Consider the following 17,889-nt stretch of genomic DNA (forward strand, 5'->3'; position numbering starts at 1 on the left):
ATCTTCCAGCCACAGACTTTGCGCGTATGTATTTTCGAGGATGCTTCAAGGCGATCCCAAATGTTGTACGGGCCAAGAAACGATGACAGTCATCCAGGACGACGCACTTCTCCTTCTCCGTGTCCAGTCGCATAGCAGGTACCAGCATTGACACGGCGAGAGTTCCACCAGGTCCTGCTCAGCGCAGCGACAACCTTCCTCGGCCCCAGAATAGGCAACGCAAAACAAGGAACGTTCAAAGCGTTCGTCCACCCTGGGATTCTTCATACAACCATCGACTTTGAACGGATGCGGCACGGCATTCGGAACAATGTCGAGCCACTGGTTCAGGGCTTTGAAAAGCTCCGGGAGCATCCGTCCTCCCAGGCCAGCTACAAACCGCATCCATTTGCCGAAGAGATCGGCCGGAATCCATCGGCCAACTTTGCCGAATTCGACTCCGATGCAAATGCCGCCTACCAGTGCGCTCTGATGGCCGCGATCACCGGGGAGAACCGATACGCGGTCCTGGCCGGCGAGATCGTACGCGGGTGGTCAAATTCGATACAAGGCGTCTCCGGGGCAGATGCCGTATTGATGGCCAGCCTCGGTCCTTTCAAGTTTGTAAATGCCGCTGAGATTCTGCGCTGGCTCGGTGAGTTGAGCCCTTCTGACTCGGCGGCATGTAAGGCGATGCTGCGACGAGCTATCCTTCCCGCCATCTTTGATTTTGCACCGTTCGCGAATGGCAACTGGGATACCGCAGCCATCAAGACCATGCTGGCGATCGCTGTTTTTTGCGATGATCCGGTTCTGTTCGAGCGAGCAACCTCTTATTACCTCCATGGCGATGGTGATGGCAGGCTCACTCACTACATCTATGAGAACGGCCAGTGCCAGGAGAGCGGCCGTGACCAGCAACACACGCAGCTCGGCCTGGCGCACATGGGAGATGCCTGCCAAATTGCCTGGAACCAGGGTTGGGATCTTTACGGTGCCCACGACAACCTGCTCCTGCGCGGATTCGAGTACACAGCCTCCTACAATCTCGGGAGAAAGGTGGACTTTCAGCCTGATCTGGACCGCACCGGCAAATACAAACATAAGGCCATTTCAGAACCAAGTTCTCTGCGCCCGATCTACGAACAGATCTTTGCGCACTATCATGTGGTCCGCGGACTTCCAACACCAAATCTCGCCAAAGCTGTGGACCGATTAAGGCCAGAGGGAGCAAGCCAGGGAGCCGACCATACGGGATTTGGCACCCTCCTCTATGCGCGCACGGCACAGGACTCCGATACATCAGCGCCGGATGTCGCTCCAATCTCCCTCCATGCCAAGCACACAGCCCACGGTATTCAGCTCGACTGGCTGACGCCGCGGACGAAGAGGACCTTCGATCTACAACGAGCCGGAATGCGCTGGCCTGTTCCAGGCGGGACAACGCACTACACCGACACGCACGTTGGTGAGGGGCAGCTCTATACTTACCGTTTCTCCGCCCCCGCAAGCGGTGGTTTTTCGCCACTCCCGGCGATGGTCGCAGCCGGGCTTCCTGCCGGGTGGAGAACCCAGCCTCTTGGACCCTCATCAGGTGCGGCGGATACACAGTTCGACGGCAAGGTTTTTACCCTGCTCACCGCAGGCAAAGGCCTGCTGCAACCCATAGACGACGGCTTGTTCGTGGCTGCGCCAGCCTCTGCAACTCACCTTACCGTCCGTTTTATTCCCCAGGTTGCCTCTCAAAACGTTACGTTTGGACTCAGCTGCCGCACTGGTTTCGAGCAAAACGCCCCCTGCGTCGTCTTGCTTCTCGCCCCAGCGTTGGGTGATCCCGAGAGGCACGGCTGGGTATTGCAATGCTCCATGCGTGATTTCTCCGGAGGGATAACATCCATCTCGCGGATGGAATTACCTGCGCCAATCGTTCAATATGGACGGCTGATGAAGCCTGTCTGGCTTCGCATGACCCGTCGAGACTCTTCTGTGATCGCCGCTTACTCGCTCGATGGCCAGGTATGGAAACTGGCGGGCGAAAGCCGAATGATGCTTCGCGGCCGGGTTGGATTGATCGGAGCTTCAGGCCACGCTCAAATCTCAACAGCCCTGCGCTTCGAGCTCGTCGAAGAGCCATCGCACGAATCATTGCAAACTGCTCCTCTTTTAGGATCACGTGAAGATGCTCATGAAAAAGCCAGGAACTCTCGCTCTCTTCTTCGCCATAGCGCTATCGAGCCTCGCAGGATCGCAGGCCGAGGGACAGCTGACTGAAAATGAGAAGAAGGCCGTCGTAGGCGACGCTCCAACCGAGCCTGGAAGACTTGCGTCTGATCTCTCCCCCGCCCTGCGGCATGCGGAGATCCAAAAGGCTATGAGGAAGGTTGCGGACTGGCAGAACGCGCGAATCACGGACTCGCCCAGCCAGGATTGGACCTTCGCCACTCTGTATCTGGGAATGCTTGCCGCATCGAAAACCCTGCATGATCCGAGCTATGAGAACACGGTCCTGAAGGTTGCGGAACACTATCAGTGGACTCTTGGACCTCGCCAGACACATGCGGACGATCAGGCGATCGGCCAGGTTTATCTGCAGCTCTATCGCCAGAGGCCGGATCCCGTCCGGATTGCACCACTGCGCACGCAGTTCGATCGCATCATGCAGATCCCTGACGATCCGGCCAGGCCCGTCTGGTGGTGGTGCGACGCTTTGTTCATGGCGCCGCCGGTCTGGGCCGGCCTGTCATCGACAACCAACGATAGTAAGTACCTTGAGTACATGGATCACGAGTGGCACATCACGGCCGATTTACTCTGGGATCCTCACGAGAAGCTGTTCTCCCGCGACGCCAGCTATCTCACCAAGCGGGAAGCCAATGGGCGGAAGGTCTTCTGGTCGCGCGGCAACGGATGGGTGATGGGCGGACTGGCTGGAGTTCTGCAGGCTCTCCCGGAAGGAGATCGCAGACGCGCATTCTATCTTCAGAAGCTCAAAGATATGTCAGAGTCGGTCGTCACTCTTCAGGGAGATGACGGACTGTGGCGTGCCGGCCTGCTCGATGCCGGCGCTTATAGGCGTCCTGAGATCTCGGGATCGGCCTTCTTTGTTTATGCCATGACATGGGGTGTAAGGAATGGCATCCTTGATCGCAAACGCTATGAACCTGTCATCGCGCGCGCATGGGCTGGAATCCTCAAACACATCTACGCCGATGGCCGGCTGGGTGATATCCAACCCGTCGGCGAGGCGCCCGGAGCCTATACCCCTGGGGCCAGCTATGTGTTTGGAGTAGGCGCATTTCTGCTGGCAGGTTCAGAGCTTGACCAATGGTCCGCGGAGCAGAAGTCCATCGGCAAAACGCCCCAAAGAAGATAAGTGTCTTCTTTACGGAGCCGCCTTAAAAGACAAGCCGCTGAAATGGCCTTCGGTACCAGGACCAATCCAAAGCGCGATGCCCCCGGAAGAGTCACCCAGTTTAAGATCGTTCACAATCAGACACGGCTGGCTGGCCCCGTTCACATAGAGACGCGCCTTCGTACCCTCCACGGTGATGCGGTAATGGATCCATACCCCGGGTTCAATATCCACATAACTCTCATACTTCTCCGGAGCTTGTTTGCGAGATTCGGCGAAGCTGAAATCCGGGTAGGAGCTGTACTGCGTCGTATGGTTGCGACGCACCTGGTCATCGGCACGGCCGTTGGTGGGGCGCAGATAGATGTACTCGAAGTGATCGTTTTGGAGATGGAACGCTATCCCAATAAAGCCACGCGCTCCCTCGAGAGCTCCGGGGGCCGGAGCGCCGGCAAGGTCCACCTCGATGGAACCGTTGTGCAAAGCAGCGTCTTTCACAACAGCGTATGCCTCACCATTAGGGACCTGGCTATCCTCTGTGACTTTGATCGCATGCCTGCCGCGATATTCGACTGACGCCAGCTTCACCCTGTGAGGAACGAGCTGACTGAGCGTTTGTGCGGACGCAAAAGATGTGAAAGCAAACGGTACGGCGACGGAAACCCACAAAACAGCCTTAGAGACACTCATCATCCGTATTTCCTTCATAGCTCCCCCTCCTCTACCTTTTCGACTATGACTGATCCTTACGAAAGAGCGTCCGGGATTGTTCCCACGAGCGGTCCTCCAGTAAGAACCGATCGCAGTGACCTCGATTCCATTGGAGCACGGCGTTCATCGAGTCAGGGAACCTTCTGATTCAAGCCTACCTTAAGGTTCCCTGCATGACATAGCGCAGACCAAAACGTTTCGACTTACTTTCATCTTGACAAATAGAACGTGTACTGAATATATGTGTACTGTCCTTTCCAATGAACGCGGGATTGTCCTGAATGTGTATTCGCAACTCCGGTCCAAACGAAAAAGCCACGGCCGCAATGGCGGTAGAAGCCGTGTTTCTCTCATAGCGCAGAAGAAAGGCGGTAAATATCTCGCACGCGCATGCGGACTCGGGCCCTAGGTGAAACCAGGACCGCAAATATCTGAACTAAATCAGTACGCAGTTACAACCATACAAGATCAGTTATCACCGCACCTCGCATACGTGCGTGCATGCAGGTGTATGCATCTTTGATGCCTTGAGATAGAAATTTACCACTTACCTGAGACCCATATCTCTCATTGGCAATCAAGTCACAGCAGTTACCAGAAACACACACGTAACCCGGTTGAGACGACAAAAAGTAACTATGGTTTACGCGCTGTACCGAATAACTTCGGCAAGAAAAATCGATGAATTATTCATAGACAAATCGAATTACTGCCTGCTATGTTTCGACTCCTCACAAGACAAAACGTGAGGAGACCACACTTTATGAAAGTACCAGCAGATCTTCTGGCTATATTCCGGGGCGTGCAAATGAATCTAAAAAAATCACCAAAACAACTTCTCTACTTGTTTCTTCTAATTGTTGCATCCACATTCACCACTCGTATCACTGCACAAAGTACGAGTACAGCCGACATCCTCGGCAACGTTACGGACCCCATGGGAGCATCTGTCCCAGGCGTAACAGTCACCCTGACGAATCTCGATACACAGGACTCACGTTCGCTGACGACGGACGGCAGTGGATCGTATGTCTTCCCCAACTTGAACCCGGGGCGCTATAAGCTGGTCCTGGCCGGCACGGGCTTCTCATCACTCTCTGTACCGGAGGTCGTAGTGGCTGCGGGTGACCGGCGCCGTCTTGATGAGCAACTGAAGATCGGCGGCTCGACTGAAACCATCGAAGTCAGTTCCGTGGCGCCTGTCCTGCAGACGGACAGCTCCGCCATTGCAAGCACCGTGACAGAAAAAGCGGTACAGGACCTGCCGCTGAACGGCCGCAACTACATCCAGCTCGTGCAAATCACGGCAGGTGCTAACGAAGGTACGAATAACGGATTAGCCAGCGGCAATCGCCCGGACGATCGCCGTCAAAGTTCATCGATCTCGGTGAACGGTCAGTCCGACATCATCAACAATCAAGAGATCGACGGCCTGGACAACAATGAGCGCATCATCGGCTCCATCGGCGTCCGCCCATCCATCGATTCCATTGCCGAAGTCCGCATTCTCACAAATAGCTACACAGCAGATATCGGACGAAGCGCAGGCGCGGTCGTCAACATCATCACCAAGAGCGGTACTAACACCTATCACGGGTCGATCTATGAATATTTCCGCAACGATGAACTAAACGCCTATGCTTTCCAGTTCGGCCAACACTTCCGCAAACCGGAGTTGCGTCAGAACCAATTCGGCGGCAGCCTGGGTGGTCCTATCTTCAAAGACAAGACTTTCTTCTTCGGAGATGTAGAGTTCTTCCGTCTGATCGCCGGCACCAACTTCAGCGTCGCCAATGTTCCGACGGCGTACGAACACAACAATCCAGGCGACTTCTCTGACACGCGTACAAACTTCGCAGGATCCGGAACCTATGCCGCCGGACCGGCCGGCTTTGATGCTTATTGTGCAAGCGCGAATGCATCGTTGACGGGCTATACCGTTGGTTCTGGAACGGTGAACCCCAATATCACCCCCACGGCACAAAAGAACGGTTGCGTCTACGACAGGTACAGCGGCCAGTACATCCCCGGCAACGTTGTACCGGTCTCGCAGCGTGATAAAGCGGGTCTTCTGTATTTCTCTCTCTATCCCTTGCCGAACTCACCCAGCAACGCGGGCCAGTACATTGGCAATCGCAAACGCAATCAGTTCTCTACTGTCTGGGATGTTCGCCTGGATCACAGGTTCTCAGATAGAGACTCCATCTTCGGCCGTTATACCAATAATGATGTGAGCAGCCTCGCTGCCACGTCACCGCTGCCAGTCACAACGGCAGCAGGCATGACGATTGATCCACAAAGCGGTTTCGCCGGGAGCGCACCAGGACTGGCGCGTAACGGGCAGATCAACTATACCCATGCCTTTACGCCACGCCTGCTCCTCAATGCGAGCGTTGGCTATCTCTTCGTCAACCTTGCTTCCTTCCCGCTGAACTATGGTTTGAATCCCAATGCGGCCTTCGGCCAGGCAAATATCAACATTGGTCCGCTAACCTCAGGTCTGGGCCAGGTCAACGTCACCAACTTCACATCGCTGGGCAACGGCGGATTCTTTGTACCGCTCACCAACCACGACTCTACCTACCAGGGCACAGCCTCGATCATCTACTCACGCGGCAATCACTCCTATAAGGTGGGCTCCGCGCTGATCCGCAGGCATGCGGCGTTGACCCAGGACAATGCCGGAGAAGGTCTGTTCGGATTTACCGTAGGGCTTCCCGGTCTGGTCTCCGGCTTCTACTCGTCAGTGACACGCAACAATTCGCTCTTTATTCCTCACTATCGTCTCTGGGAGATCGCGGGATACGTAGCCGATGACTGGCACGCAACTCCGAAGCTCACCCTTAACCTTGGCGTCCGCTATGATGTCTTCACGCCGTTCACTGAAGAGAACAACCATATCTCCAACTTCGATGTGGATACGGCAACCATCGTGCAGGCGGGACTGAACGGCGCCAGTCGCACAGCCAACGTGAAGACCGATTTTCGCAACGTGGCTCCACGTGTCGGCTTTGCCTATTCCCTTACTCCCAAGACAGTCATCCGCGGCGGCTTCGGCCTTGCATTCTTCCCGGAAAACTTTACCTCTTCCTCAAACCTCAAGAACCAGCCCAACAGCGCTCTCTACGGCACCTGCACCTCCGTTACCGCGCAGACGGGAGCTTCGGGCTGTAACCCCAGCTACCGTTTCCTGGGAGACGGACTACCGGTCGCTGTCGCGGCCAGCGCAACAAACCTCGCGGGCAATATCCCAGCCGCGGAGGACTACAACTTCCGCAACAGCTACCTCGAACAGTTCAATCTCGCCGTACAGCGGGACATATTCGGAAACACGGTGACAGCAGCGTACGTCGCCAGCCTTGGACGTTTTCTCTACAACAACGTGGCCGATATCAACCGTGCTCCGCTCGGCTACACCACAGCAGCCGCGGCTACAGTGAACCGTCGTTTCTATTCGAAGATCCCGAACATCACCACGATCAACCAGCTTCAGTCGAATGGTTCTTCGTCGTACAACGCGCTGCAGCTCTCAGCAGAGCGTCGTTTTGCCGGAGGCCTTGGCTATAGCGCAAATTACACACATGCCAAGAATCTCGATAACGTCTCCACGCCCTCCGGCGGTGGAGGCGGAGGCTTGAACCAGGTGCTTGCCACGCATGGCCGCGACGATTGGGGGAATGCCGATCTGCAGCAGGCAAACCGCTATGTTATCTCCCTGAACTACGCGCTGCCTGGAAAGGACTTTACCGGATATAAGGCACTGCTCGCGAAGGAATGGCAGGCAAACCTCATTCAGGTGTGGGGCAACGGTCTTCCCATCAACGGGATTAATAGTAGCAATATCTCCAACACCAGCCCGAATGGCGCGGCAGACCGGCCTAGCCGAAATCCAGGTGTAAGCCTGGCGCCGGTCGGAACAAAAAGCATCACCAACTTCTTTAATCCAAATGCCTACGTAGTACAGGCTGCCGGAACGATGGGCAACGCACATCGTAACGACATCATCGGACCGAACTACCGCCACCTCGACATCTCGGTGTTCAAGGGATTCGATGTCACGGAACGCGTCAAGGCACAATTCCGTGCCGAGATGTTCAACCTTGCCAACCAGGCAAACTTTGCCTCGCCGAATGTCACGATGGGCACCAGCACCATTGGCACCATCACCGCCTTGAGCAACAACTACAACCCACGGCTAACGCAGTTTGCGCTTCGGTTCGATTTCTAGAGCCGTACTGCATGAAAGGTGAGGGAGAGATTGCCGGCAATCTTCCCTCATCCTCACTTTTCGGTCGGCTCCAAACAATGAGCGTGACCAGGCCTCTCGAATATCGAGACGCTTTTTCTTTATAGCTGTGCCCTCCGGCAATTCTCTGGGACTGAAGTGCGTCCTCAGAGATACCACGCGAGCAAGCCCGCCATTTAGGATGCTTTTAAGGAAGCATCCATGGCAACCAGATCAGCGCACACAACAAAGGCAAATGCTCCAGCGGAGCCGGAGTCACTACGATCCAAATGGGCCTCCGTCACCTGGGACGATTTTGAGACTTGGGCTGGAGTGTCGTCGGTAGAACGCGGACGAACCTATCAGCGAGCCGGCCGTGTGCACTCCCTCGCAGTCTCGCCGGATGGCAGGCTGCTGGCGACGGTTGTTGGCCAATACCTATATACAACCAGTGTCTGGTGGGAAGCAGATGCCCTTCAATCGCAATGCAATTGTCCCGTCGGCTCGCGCTGCAAGCACGCAATCGCCGTTGCTGCAGCTTATCTCGCCATGCTATCGAAAAACGCCTCCGTTCCGGTAGCAGACGCGAACGATAGCCGGTGGGAAAAACTCACAGTCAATACCCCTCAAGCCCCACATCTCCAGTCCGAAAACAGTGATGAATCGGCAGACAATTCAACTTCTCGTCAGCGAAGTGGAAAACGTGACATCGAGGACGAAAAGATTCGCAAATACATTGATGCGAAGAGCCGGGAAGAGCTTGTCGAACTGGTTTGGTTACTCACGGAACGGCTGCCGGAGTTACGGGAAGAGCTCCGCGAGCGCATTGCCGTGGACGAAAGTGATGTCGGCCACCTGCTTGCCAATGCACGCAAAGAACTTCGCAAGGTAACCTCAGAACCTGGCTGGATGGATTACTGGGGCGATGACGGCTATACTCCAGATTTCAGCCGCCTGACTCGTTATCTGGACCGCATGATCGACTGCGGCCAGGCAGACGCTGTAGTGAAACTGGGTCAGGAGATTCTTGGGCGGGGCACGGACCTGATTGAGCAATCCAACGATGAGGGTGAAACGGCCCTCGCGTTCGCGAAGTGCCTGCCGTCAATTTTCCGGGCAATTACGGTCTCGACCCTGCCCTCTGTCCAGAAACTGCTCTTCGCAATTAGCGCTGACCTCGTTGACGAATTCGATGTAATCGATGCGGAGATGGTCAATTCCGTCATCGAGGGCAATATAAGCCACTCCGATTGGTCCGCCGCAGCCGAAAACCTGGACGGGCTCTTAAAGTCGTTACCGAGCGGAAGCGAATTTGAACGCGAGCGGGTCTCCAAGTGGCTTATGCAGGCGCTCAAACGCGCTGGACGCGAAGATGAAATCGTGGCTATCCGTGAGCGGGAGGCGCGCATCTCTGGTAACTACATACCATTCATCTCGTTCCTCATTCAGCAAAACCGATATGACGACGCTCAGCGATGGGCGATGGAAGGAATTCAGAAGGCGGTTCGAGAGAGTCCAGGCACGGCGCACCAGCTTGCGAGCGCAATGTGCGAGATAGCGCGGCAACAACGGCAGTGGGACGTAGTCGCCGCACATGTCGCGCGGGAATTCTTCGATCGTCCCAGCCCGGAGAGCTTCAACGCATTGGTAGCCGCCGCCGAGCAAGCGGGATGCCGGGAAGCAGTCGTGCGACTGGCCATGGAATTCCTGGAAACCGGAAATCCGCCTTTCTCGATCGGTGTCCGGAAAGACGGTGTCCACCAGGCCATTTGCCGCACCGACTGGCCCTTGCCACTTCCTGACTATTTAGTCCCCCTATCGCAGACCCTCAATCGTCATCCACACTACGACGTCCTCGTTGATATGTCCATTGCCGCACACCGGCCGGACGATGTGCTGCAGTGGTACGACAAATGGCACGCAGCGCAGGGCGATGTCTGGTACTTCAGAGCCGGACGAGCCGATAAAGTTGCCGCGGCGATTGCGGAGTCGCATCCCGAGCGCGCTTTAGAGATCTATCAAGACCTTGTCAATAAGAACCTGCAGCGGGCAGAGATCCCGGCCTACGAATTGGTAGCAGCGAATCTCAAGAAGATGCGCCCCATTATGAAGTCGCTGGATCAGGGTTGGCGATGGAATGAACTGGTAACCGAGATACGTATCAGATATCGCAACCGACGCAAATTGATGGAAATTCTCGACCGCCTGGAAGCGCGGCCCATCCTTCAAAAGTCAAGCACGCGGAGATGAAGCCGGCTGGACAAGACACTGTGTCCACGATCATTTCGGCGCCCAGAACGGTTCCTCCGAGCGAACAAGCTGAACCGGAACTTCAGGTGTAAATGACTTGATCCACTGGGCCATCTCGAGCATTCCTTGCTCTTCCGAGATATTATGTCCGAGCATAATCCATCCCTTAGGAATGCCCAGGGTGCTAGCATCAAGCACGTACGCCGGACTATCTAGGAAGCCATCGCTCTCCTGCTGTTCCCCACTGACAATCACATCCACATCGGGAGCGTTAATAGCGGGTGTGGCATAGCCCACACCGAGCTGCACACGGCTTACTCTTGCCTTCGGATCTCCCACGACTCTTAACGCTCTATCCCCTAGCTTCTTTTGAAATCCGGCGGCCAGTTCGCCGAGCGTTGTCTCCGGCAAGGTGAAGTGGTGTGATTGCGGAGCTGTTTCATATTTGCTCTCCAGGCCGAGAGCACGTGCGGCACCAACGTAGATAAAGTCGGGCTTCTGCGCATGCATGTGATCGTGCATGCGAAAGACAACGATATCGTGTTCACGCATGAAATCTCTCTTCAACTTGTAAGTCGGATCCCCAGCGACCAGATCAGTCTTATCCGGATCGTTCCAGTACGTATCTTCATGCGGGATGATCATGTTGCATCCCTGCTCGGCTGCGCGACGGATCATGTCATAGGAGCAGAACATCGTCGTGGCGATTCCTTTGACCACCGTCTCCGGTCCGCCGAATTTGAAGGTGTCGCGATAAGTAGTTGTGCGCCACGGGAAGCCAAGATTGGTCTTGATACGGGCAACGACATCGCCTGCGGTCAATGGGCTCATAGCGTCGGCCTCCAGTAGGGATCTCCGGCGGAGATCCATGTTGATGAAACCTCTGGAACAATCGTCTTCAGCCACTGCGCACAGGCCTGCATGCCAGGATCTTCCGAGACAACACGACCGACGAGAATCAGCGATTTCTTTCCACCCAGTGCGACGGTGTCGCGCACATATTCGACGGTCTCCCACTCGCGCACTTCGCCGGCGATGATGGTATCTACCTCCGGCAACGTCTGGATTGCAGCCTGAATCGGTGTCGATCCTGGAAGAAAAGCAACCTTACGAATACGCAGGCTTTGGTTCCCTACGATGCGCATGCCACCGCGGGACTTCAGCGACCTCTTCACGTGTGAGGCGAGGGCATCGAGGGATGTCTCCGGTATGGTGAGATGAGCCGGATCTCCAGAGGTGATGAACTTTGACCACCCAAGGTCAGTCGCGAGACCCTGCGCAAACGGATCGGGTTTGCGCAGGCGCCAATGATCACTCAGCCGCAGCACAACCAGATTGTGCTTCTTCAGGAATTCGGCCTTGGCCGTGAATACAGGATCGGCAGGCGGCGGAGCACTGGAGGCCTCATTCTGAGGCATCCCGGGAATGCGGCGAACCGGTGGAGTCGGTGAATCGGCCTTTGAGAAGAAGGTGGGTTCGCAGGTAACGATCATGTTGGCTCCTGCCTTTACCGCGGCGTTGAGCACATTCAGCGACGCGAGCGCCGTGGTGACGATTCCCGTAACGGCCGTAGCCGCATCTCCTGCCTTGAAGGTGTCGACCGTATCCGGCTTCCATTCGACACCGACATTCTTCCGTATACGATCAAAGATCTCCTGCGCAGTGACACTGCCTTTGATCGTACGCGCCATGGATGCCAGCGGGGCCGATGCAACACTGGTTGCTGTCAGAGCGACAAACTTACGTCTTGAAATAAGGTGCATAGAGTTCATCTCGTGCCCCATCGGGAAAACTCCCATTGTGGCTCTTTTGAGAGGCGAACAACATCATAGCCTTACCCATGCCTCAACCGGGGCACGATCTCCGATCGGAGATATTTGTTACGAAACCTTTTCTAAACGCTTGCAAGAAGTTCATACGTCTGGTGTATTTAATCCAGTTTCAAAATAACGGACGTATCCCCTTTTGGTCTTCTCCCCGATGTTCCAGCTGCACTGACTGATGCGCAAAATCACAACTGAATAGCGAACAAACGATTACTTCCAATACTTGCGGAGGCAGTACTGATGCGACCTTCTAAGTTCTGGCTGGCGGTGGTGTATGTATGCTTGCTCTCGACCCTGGCATGGTCACAGGGAGCAACCACCCAATTGCGAGGAACGGTGCTCGATCCGTCCGGGGCAACCGTAAAAGGTGCGGCCGTGCACCTGGTCAACCAAGCGAACTCACTCGCGTTCGATACGGTGACCAGTGACGCCGGAGAATATACCTTCCTGCAGATTCCGCCTGGAGACTATCAGATCACCTTCTCGGCTGCGGGCTTCGGCCGGCAGGTCATAACAGCGAAGCTCCTGGTAGCGCAGCCTGCTACTGTCAATGCGACACTCGCAGTGAGCTCGGATTCCGTAACGATTGAAGTCGCCAGCACCAGCCAGGTGATCAACACAATCGACGCGACGATCGGCAACTCAATCGCAGCCGAAACGATCACAGCGCTCCCGAGCGAAGGCCGTCACGTGGAAGCCTTGATGAGCCTGCAGCCGGGAGTGAGCTTTATCGCCGATCAATCGGACTCGACAGAAAGCCGCAATGGCACGGTCTCCGGGGCGCGCTCGGACCAGACGAATCTTACGTTGGATGGTGTCGACAATAACGATCAGATCTTCCCGGCGGCATTCTCCGGGGCTCTGCGTACGCCGATCGACTCCGTAGCCGAGTTCCGCGTGGTGACCTCAAACGCTAACGCGGATACTGGACGCAGTTCGGGCGGACAGGCGAACGTGGTTACCAAGTCCGGTGGCAACACACTACACGGCACACTGTATGAGTACAACCGCAGCAGTCTCGGACAAGCCAACGAATGGTTGGTGAAGCAAGCGCAGCTAGGCTCGGGTGAGCCAAACCGGCCGGGTAAACTGATCCGCAACACCTATGGAGCGTCACTTGGTGGTCCACTGAAGAAGGATAAGCTCTTCTACTTCGGCAACTACGAGGGGCAGCGCACCAACGAAGGTGTTCCTGTGACGCGGACCGTTCCCAGTATGACCTTGCGTGCCGGCCAGTTGAAGTATGAGGATGTAAACGGCGGCGTAACGACGCTTTCGGCCAGCCAGATTGCAGGCATGGATAGCTGCACGTCCACCTGCTCCTGGGGTCAGGGTCCGAACCCGAATGTTCTGTCAACCTTTGCGCTTTACCCTGTGCCCAACTCGAACACATCGAGCGATGCCTATAACCTGGGAACACTGACCTTCTCTTCTCCACAGCCAACGATCCTCAACACCTATGTAACGCGTATCGACTTCAATCTGAACGATCACAGTCAGATCTTCGCGCGCGGGACCATGATGAATGACCGCTCCTCCAGCCTGCAGTATTATCCTGGCAAACCGGTCGGCAATTCGACGAACAACTCTAAAGGATTGGCGATCGGTTACACGTGGACCCCGCTGGCATCGGTTGTAAATAATGTTCGATTCGGCTTTACCCGGCAGAGCTATGCCACGATTGGTGTCGGGCAGGGCGCCTACGCAAGGCTTCGCAATATCGATCTTCCTGAGTCGAACTCCCGCTCCACAAAGACGAACGTACCTGCCTTCAACGTCATTGATGACTACAGTTATGCGAAGGGCCGCAACACCATTCAGTTTGGGGCAAACTGGCGGCACTTCAACTACAACAATGTGACCGATGCAAACTCCTGGGATGATTCGCTGGCGAACGCATCCTATCTGACGGGCTCCAGCATTGCGAATACCGGCGGCCCACTTGATCCTGCGGCATATGGATACGCTGCGGTGACTGATGATTTCTCCACCAACTACGACTATGCAGCGACGGCGTTGATGGGCCTGATGTCACAGACGACGAATCGTTATAACTATAAGGTTTCGGCAGATGGAAAGACGGGATCGGCTCTCGGACAAGGCACACCGGTAGCACGAGACTACCGCACGAATGAGTTCGAGTGGTATGTCCAGGACACCTTCAAACCCATTCCCAACCTCACCATCACCGCCGGACTCCGCCACACCATTCTGCAGACTCCCTACGAAGCGAACGGCCAGCAGGTGCAGCCGACCATCGATCTGCATCAGTGGTTCGTCAACCGTGGTGTCGGCGCTCTCACAGGCCAAAGCATTCAACCGGACTTCACCTTTGCCGCTTCCGGAAAAGCGCATAACGGCAAAGCCTTTTACCCGATGAGCTGGAAGAACTTCGCTCCTCGCTTCTCGCTCGCATACTCCCCCGCGACAGAAGAAGGTACGTGGATCCATAAGCTATTGGGTGGCGCGGGCAAGAGTGCGATCCGCGCCGGCTTCGGCATGTACTATGACCACTTCGGCCAGGGGATCGTGTCTAACTTCAGCCGCTACGGCTCGTTCAGCTTGAGCACGGCGCTTACCAATCCGGCAAGCCAGTTTGGGGTCTCCGATTCACCGCGTTACACCGGCCTCCACAGTATTCCCTCCGGAATTAACCCGATCCCCGCTTCAACCTTCAGCTATCCACAAGGGCTTGATCCGGGCAGCTTCGCCATCACGTACGGCCTGGACGATCACCTCAAATCGCCCTACTCAGAGGTGGTGGACTTCTCTCTGCAGCGTGAGCTGAAGGGAGGGTTCACGCTTGAGGCGGCGTATGTCGGCCGCTTCGGCCGGCACATGCTCCAGCAGATGGACCTGGCCCAGCCCCTGAATCTGGTCGATCCCAAATCCGGCATGGATTATTACACCGCTGCCACCCAGTTGGCGATGTACTCCGACCAGAAGCGTGTTTCCGTACCCACCATCGCTTACTGGGAGAATATGTTTCCGGATGCGAAGGGCGTCGGCGCTTATGGCGACGGTGTTCCAGGCGCCAGCGCAACCCAGAACATCTACAACGACTTCTTCACGGACGACGGTGGAACCAATAGCGCCTCGAATCTTTATTTCGGTCCGTTGCAATCCCGAGGCAATGAAACCAACATGCTCTATTTCTTTGATCTCGCGTGCTATCCCGGATGCGGAAATGCGGCTAAACCCCGATTCTGGCCTACGCAGTACTCATCACTGTATGCATGGTCTTCGGTCGGTTCCGCCTCCTACAACGCTGCGCAATTTACGCTGCGCCATCCCATGTCCCATGGCATTGCCGTGGATTTCAGTTACACCATCTCGCGATCGATTGATATGGGCTCGGACTCAGAGAGCAATGCATCTTCGGGTGGATTCAACTACGGCGTGATCTACGATGCCTTCAACCCCAGTAAGAACCGTGCTATCTCTGATTTCGATGCGACCCACATTATGAACGCCGACTGGGTACTCGCATTGCCCTACGGCCGCGGACGCAAATTCGGTAATCAGATCTCCCGTCCCCTGGACCTTGCATTCGGCGGATGGCAGCTCACGGGAATTACCCGCTACTCCAGCGGCCTTCCTTTTACGATCTACGATGGCCAGGGTTGGACGACGAACTGGGAGTGGGAGTCGGCGATGGTGCAAACCGGTCCTATCAAAATGCGGAAGCATATCGATAAGAACGGAAACGTACAGGCCTTCGATAATCCGATAGCCGCTCTAAGCAATATGCGGCTTCCCTATCCTGGCGAAGCCGGTCAGCGAAACAAGTTCCGGGGCGACGGCTTCTGGGGCATGGATGCAGGCTTACACAAAACGTTCCCTGTCACCGAGAAGTCGCGCTTTGAGCTGGCATGGGAGACCTTCAACGTCACGAATTCAGCCCGCTTTGACCCACACAGCATCTCCGCTGAATCAACGGACGGATCCCAGACGGGAGTCTACGGAGCGACCTATTCGCCTCAGCAGGCACGCAAGATGCAGTTCTCTGGCCGATTTTCTTTCTGACGTCCACAATGCAACGAAAAAGGCCCGGCTTATCGCCGGGCCTTTTCGTTGTGCTTGCGTTACCGCGAGGAGCGGTTGGGCGTATTGTTGGAGTGCAGCTTCGCCAAATGTATAGGAATTCCATCCACCTAAGAGGCCGGCATTGAACTTATCGCTCGCAGCCCTCGGCACCTCCGATCCCGCCCTGAACCGTGCGACGTCACGAACGGTAAAACGGCTGGTTCCCTTCCTGATGCTGATGTACGTGGTGTCATTTCTCGACCGCTCGAATGTTGGTTTTGTAAAGCAGGTTCTGGAAACGTCCGAAGGCATCTCCGAGAGTATCTATGCTTTGGGAGCAGGTCTGTTTTTCGTCGGCTATTCGTTATGCGGATTCCCCAGCAACCTGATCCTCCACAAAGTAGGTGCGAAAAAGTGGCTTGCCATCCTGATGGTGGGTTGGGGAGCCGTATCGATGGCGACCATGCTCGTGAGGGGTCCTGCATCGTTTTACTTTTTACGTTTGCTGCTTGGCGTGCTGGAGGCAGGTTTTTTCCCAGGCGCGATTCTCTACCTTACCTATTGGTTCCCTAATGGCATTCGCGGCCGGATTCTTGGGCTGTTCTATCTGGGTGTTCCACTGGCACTCATCTTCGGCGGCCCGCTCTCGGGTTTGCTGCTTGAAATGCCCCCATTCTTCGGGCTTCAAAGCTGGCAGTGGATGTTTCTCGTAGAAGGCTTCATGGCAGTCGTTCTCGGTCTTTTCGCCTTCTGGTATCTGGACGACAGGCCGTCCAAGGCTTCGTGGCTGCCGGCCGAGGAGAAGCAGGCGTTGGCGAATACATTGATGCGTGAGGATGAGGAACGGCGCTCCGCTGGGCCAACGAAACTCCTCCCCATGTTTCGCGATCTTCGGGTCATGCACTTCCTGTTGATCTATGCCCTCATTCAGACCAGTACGTATGGCGCGGTCTTCTATCTCCCTGCCGAAATCTCAGCCCTTATGCATCGACCCGTGGGGATCGAGGTCGGCGTGGTGTCGGCCATACCGTGGATCTGCACGCTAGCTGCCGTCTATTTCCTGCCGCATGTCGCCGATAGGTTCCACAAACATCGACAACTCGCAACGCTGGCCTTAATGATCTCCGGCTGCGCAAGTTTTGCATTTCCTAGTTGCGGAGCGGGGATGGGACTGGTGATGCTCTCGCTTGCAGTGGCCGGCTTTATTGCCGTGCAGCCCCTTTTCTGGACCTTTCCAACCGGATACCTGGCTGACCGCGCTGCAGCCGGTGGAATTGCTGTCATTGGAATGGGAAATCTTGGGGGATTCCTTGCTCCCAATCTGAAAGTCTGGGCCGATACGTACTTCGGTTCGCAACACGCAGGCTTGTATCTTCTGGCGGCGCTTACGGTTTTGAACGCGGGTCTGATCGCACTTGTGAAAAGCCGCCCCGCCCAAAGCACGACCTAGAGCATTTCACTGTAGATGTACCGCAGGGCTACCATATCTATGGACGTTTTCCGCAATGAAAACGCCGCTG

General features: G+C 55.7%; 9 protein-coding genes. 6 read left to right on the plus strand and 3 right to left on the minus strand.

Going from position 1 to position 17,889, the window contains the following annotated elements; genetic code table 11:
• Nucleotides 1-147: 147 nt before the first annotated feature.
• Nucleotides 148-2,250, plus strand: coding sequence for an alginate lyase family protein (locus OHL21_RS19700; RefSeq protein WP_263419014.1), 2,103 nt, complete (start codon nt 148-150; stop codon nt 2,248-2,250).
• Nucleotides 2,165-3,352 carry a glycoside hydrolase family 88/105 protein gene (locus OHL21_RS19705; protein WP_263419015.1) on the plus strand — a complete coding sequence of 396 codons (1,188 nt, stop codon included), beginning with the start codon at nt 2,165-2,167 and terminating at the stop codon, nt 3,350-3,352. Before OHL21_RS19700 ends, OHL21_RS19705 begins: the two co-directional genes overlap by 86 nt.
• A gap of 9 nt (nt 3,353-3,361) precedes the next feature.
• On the opposite strand, the gene OHL21_RS19710 is transcribed toward OHL21_RS19705, so the two are convergent.
• Nucleotides 3,362-4,039, minus strand: coding sequence for a LamG domain-containing protein (locus OHL21_RS19710; protein WP_263419016.1), 678 nt, complete (start codon nt 4,037-4,039; stop codon nt 3,362-3,364).
• A gap of 811 nt (nt 4,040-4,850) precedes the next feature.
• Between OHL21_RS19710 and OHL21_RS19715 the strand changes: the two genes are divergently transcribed.
• Nucleotides 4,851-8,270 carry a TonB-dependent receptor gene (locus tag OHL21_RS19715; protein WP_263419017.1) on the plus strand — a complete coding sequence of 1,140 codons (3,420 nt, stop codon included), beginning with the start codon at nt 4,851-4,853 and terminating at the stop codon, nt 8,268-8,270.
• 219 nt (nt 8,271-8,489) lie between these two features.
• Complete coding sequence (locus tag OHL21_RS19720) at nt 8,490-10,517, plus strand: SWIM zinc finger family protein (protein WP_263419018.1); 2,028 nt, start codon at nt 8,490-8,492, stop codon at nt 10,515-10,517.
• 30 nt (nt 10,518-10,547) lie between these two features.
• On the opposite strand, the gene OHL21_RS19725 is transcribed toward OHL21_RS19720, so the two are convergent.
• Together OHL21_RS19725 and OHL21_RS19730 are read right to left on the minus strand one after the other, a co-directional pair.
• Nucleotides 10,548-11,348 (minus strand): Nif3-like dinuclear metal center hexameric protein, encoded by an 801-nt coding sequence (locus tag OHL21_RS19725; protein WP_263419019.1) that lies wholly within the window; start codon nt 11,346-11,348, stop codon nt 10,548-10,550.
• On the minus strand, nt 11,345-12,280 hold the full coding sequence (locus tag OHL21_RS19730; protein WP_263419020.1) for a Nif3-like dinuclear metal center hexameric protein: 936 nt from the start codon (nt 12,278-12,280) through the stop codon (nt 11,345-11,347). Before OHL21_RS19730 ends, OHL21_RS19725 begins: the two co-directional genes overlap by 4 nt.
• Nucleotides 12,281-12,583: 303 nt before the next feature.
• Here OHL21_RS19730 and OHL21_RS19735 point away from each other — a divergent pair, with 303 nt between their 5' ends.
• A complete protein-coding gene (locus OHL21_RS19735; protein ID WP_263419021.1) occupies nt 12,584-16,369 on the plus strand; it encodes a TonB-dependent receptor in 3,786 nt (1,261 codons plus the stop codon).
• A 142-nt stretch (nt 16,370-16,511) separates the two neighbouring features.
• A complete protein-coding gene (locus OHL21_RS19740; RefSeq protein WP_263419022.1) occupies nt 16,512-17,819 on the plus strand; it encodes an MFS transporter in 1,308 nt (435 codons plus the stop codon).
• Nucleotides 17,820-17,889 lie beyond the last annotated feature (70 nt).

Source organism: Terriglobus albidus (assembly GCF_025685425.1).
Taxonomy (GTDB): domain Bacteria; phylum Acidobacteriota; class Terriglobia; order Terriglobales; family Acidobacteriaceae; genus Terriglobus; species Terriglobus albidus.

What these genes read in the sequence shown, in the direction of transcription:
- OHL21_RS19705 (WP_263419015.1), top strand. Translation starts at nt 2,165, where the DNA reads ATGAAAAAGCCAGGAACTCTCGCTCTCTTCTTCGCCATAGCGCTATCG.
- OHL21_RS19710 (WP_263419016.1), bottom strand. Translation starts at nt 4,039, where the DNA reads ATGAAGGAAATACGGATGATGAGTGTCTCTAAGGCTGTTTTGTGGGTT.
- OHL21_RS19715 (WP_263419017.1), top strand. Translation starts at nt 4,851, where the DNA reads ATGAATCTAAAAAAATCACCAAAACAACTTCTCTACTTGTTTCTTCTA.
- OHL21_RS19720 (WP_263419018.1), top strand. Translation starts at nt 8,490, where the DNA reads ATGGCAACCAGATCAGCGCACACAACAAAGGCAAATGCTCCAGCGGAG.
- OHL21_RS19725 (WP_263419019.1), bottom strand. Translation starts at nt 11,348, where the DNA reads ATGAGCCCATTGACCGCAGGCGATGTCGTTGCCCGTATCAAGACCAAT.
- OHL21_RS19730 (WP_263419020.1), bottom strand. Translation starts at nt 12,280, where the DNA reads ATGCACCTTATTTCAAGACGTAAGTTTGTCGCTCTGACAGCAACCAGT.
- OHL21_RS19735 (WP_263419021.1), top strand. Translation starts at nt 12,584, where the DNA reads ATGCGACCTTCTAAGTTCTGGCTGGCGGTGGTGTATGTATGCTTGCTC.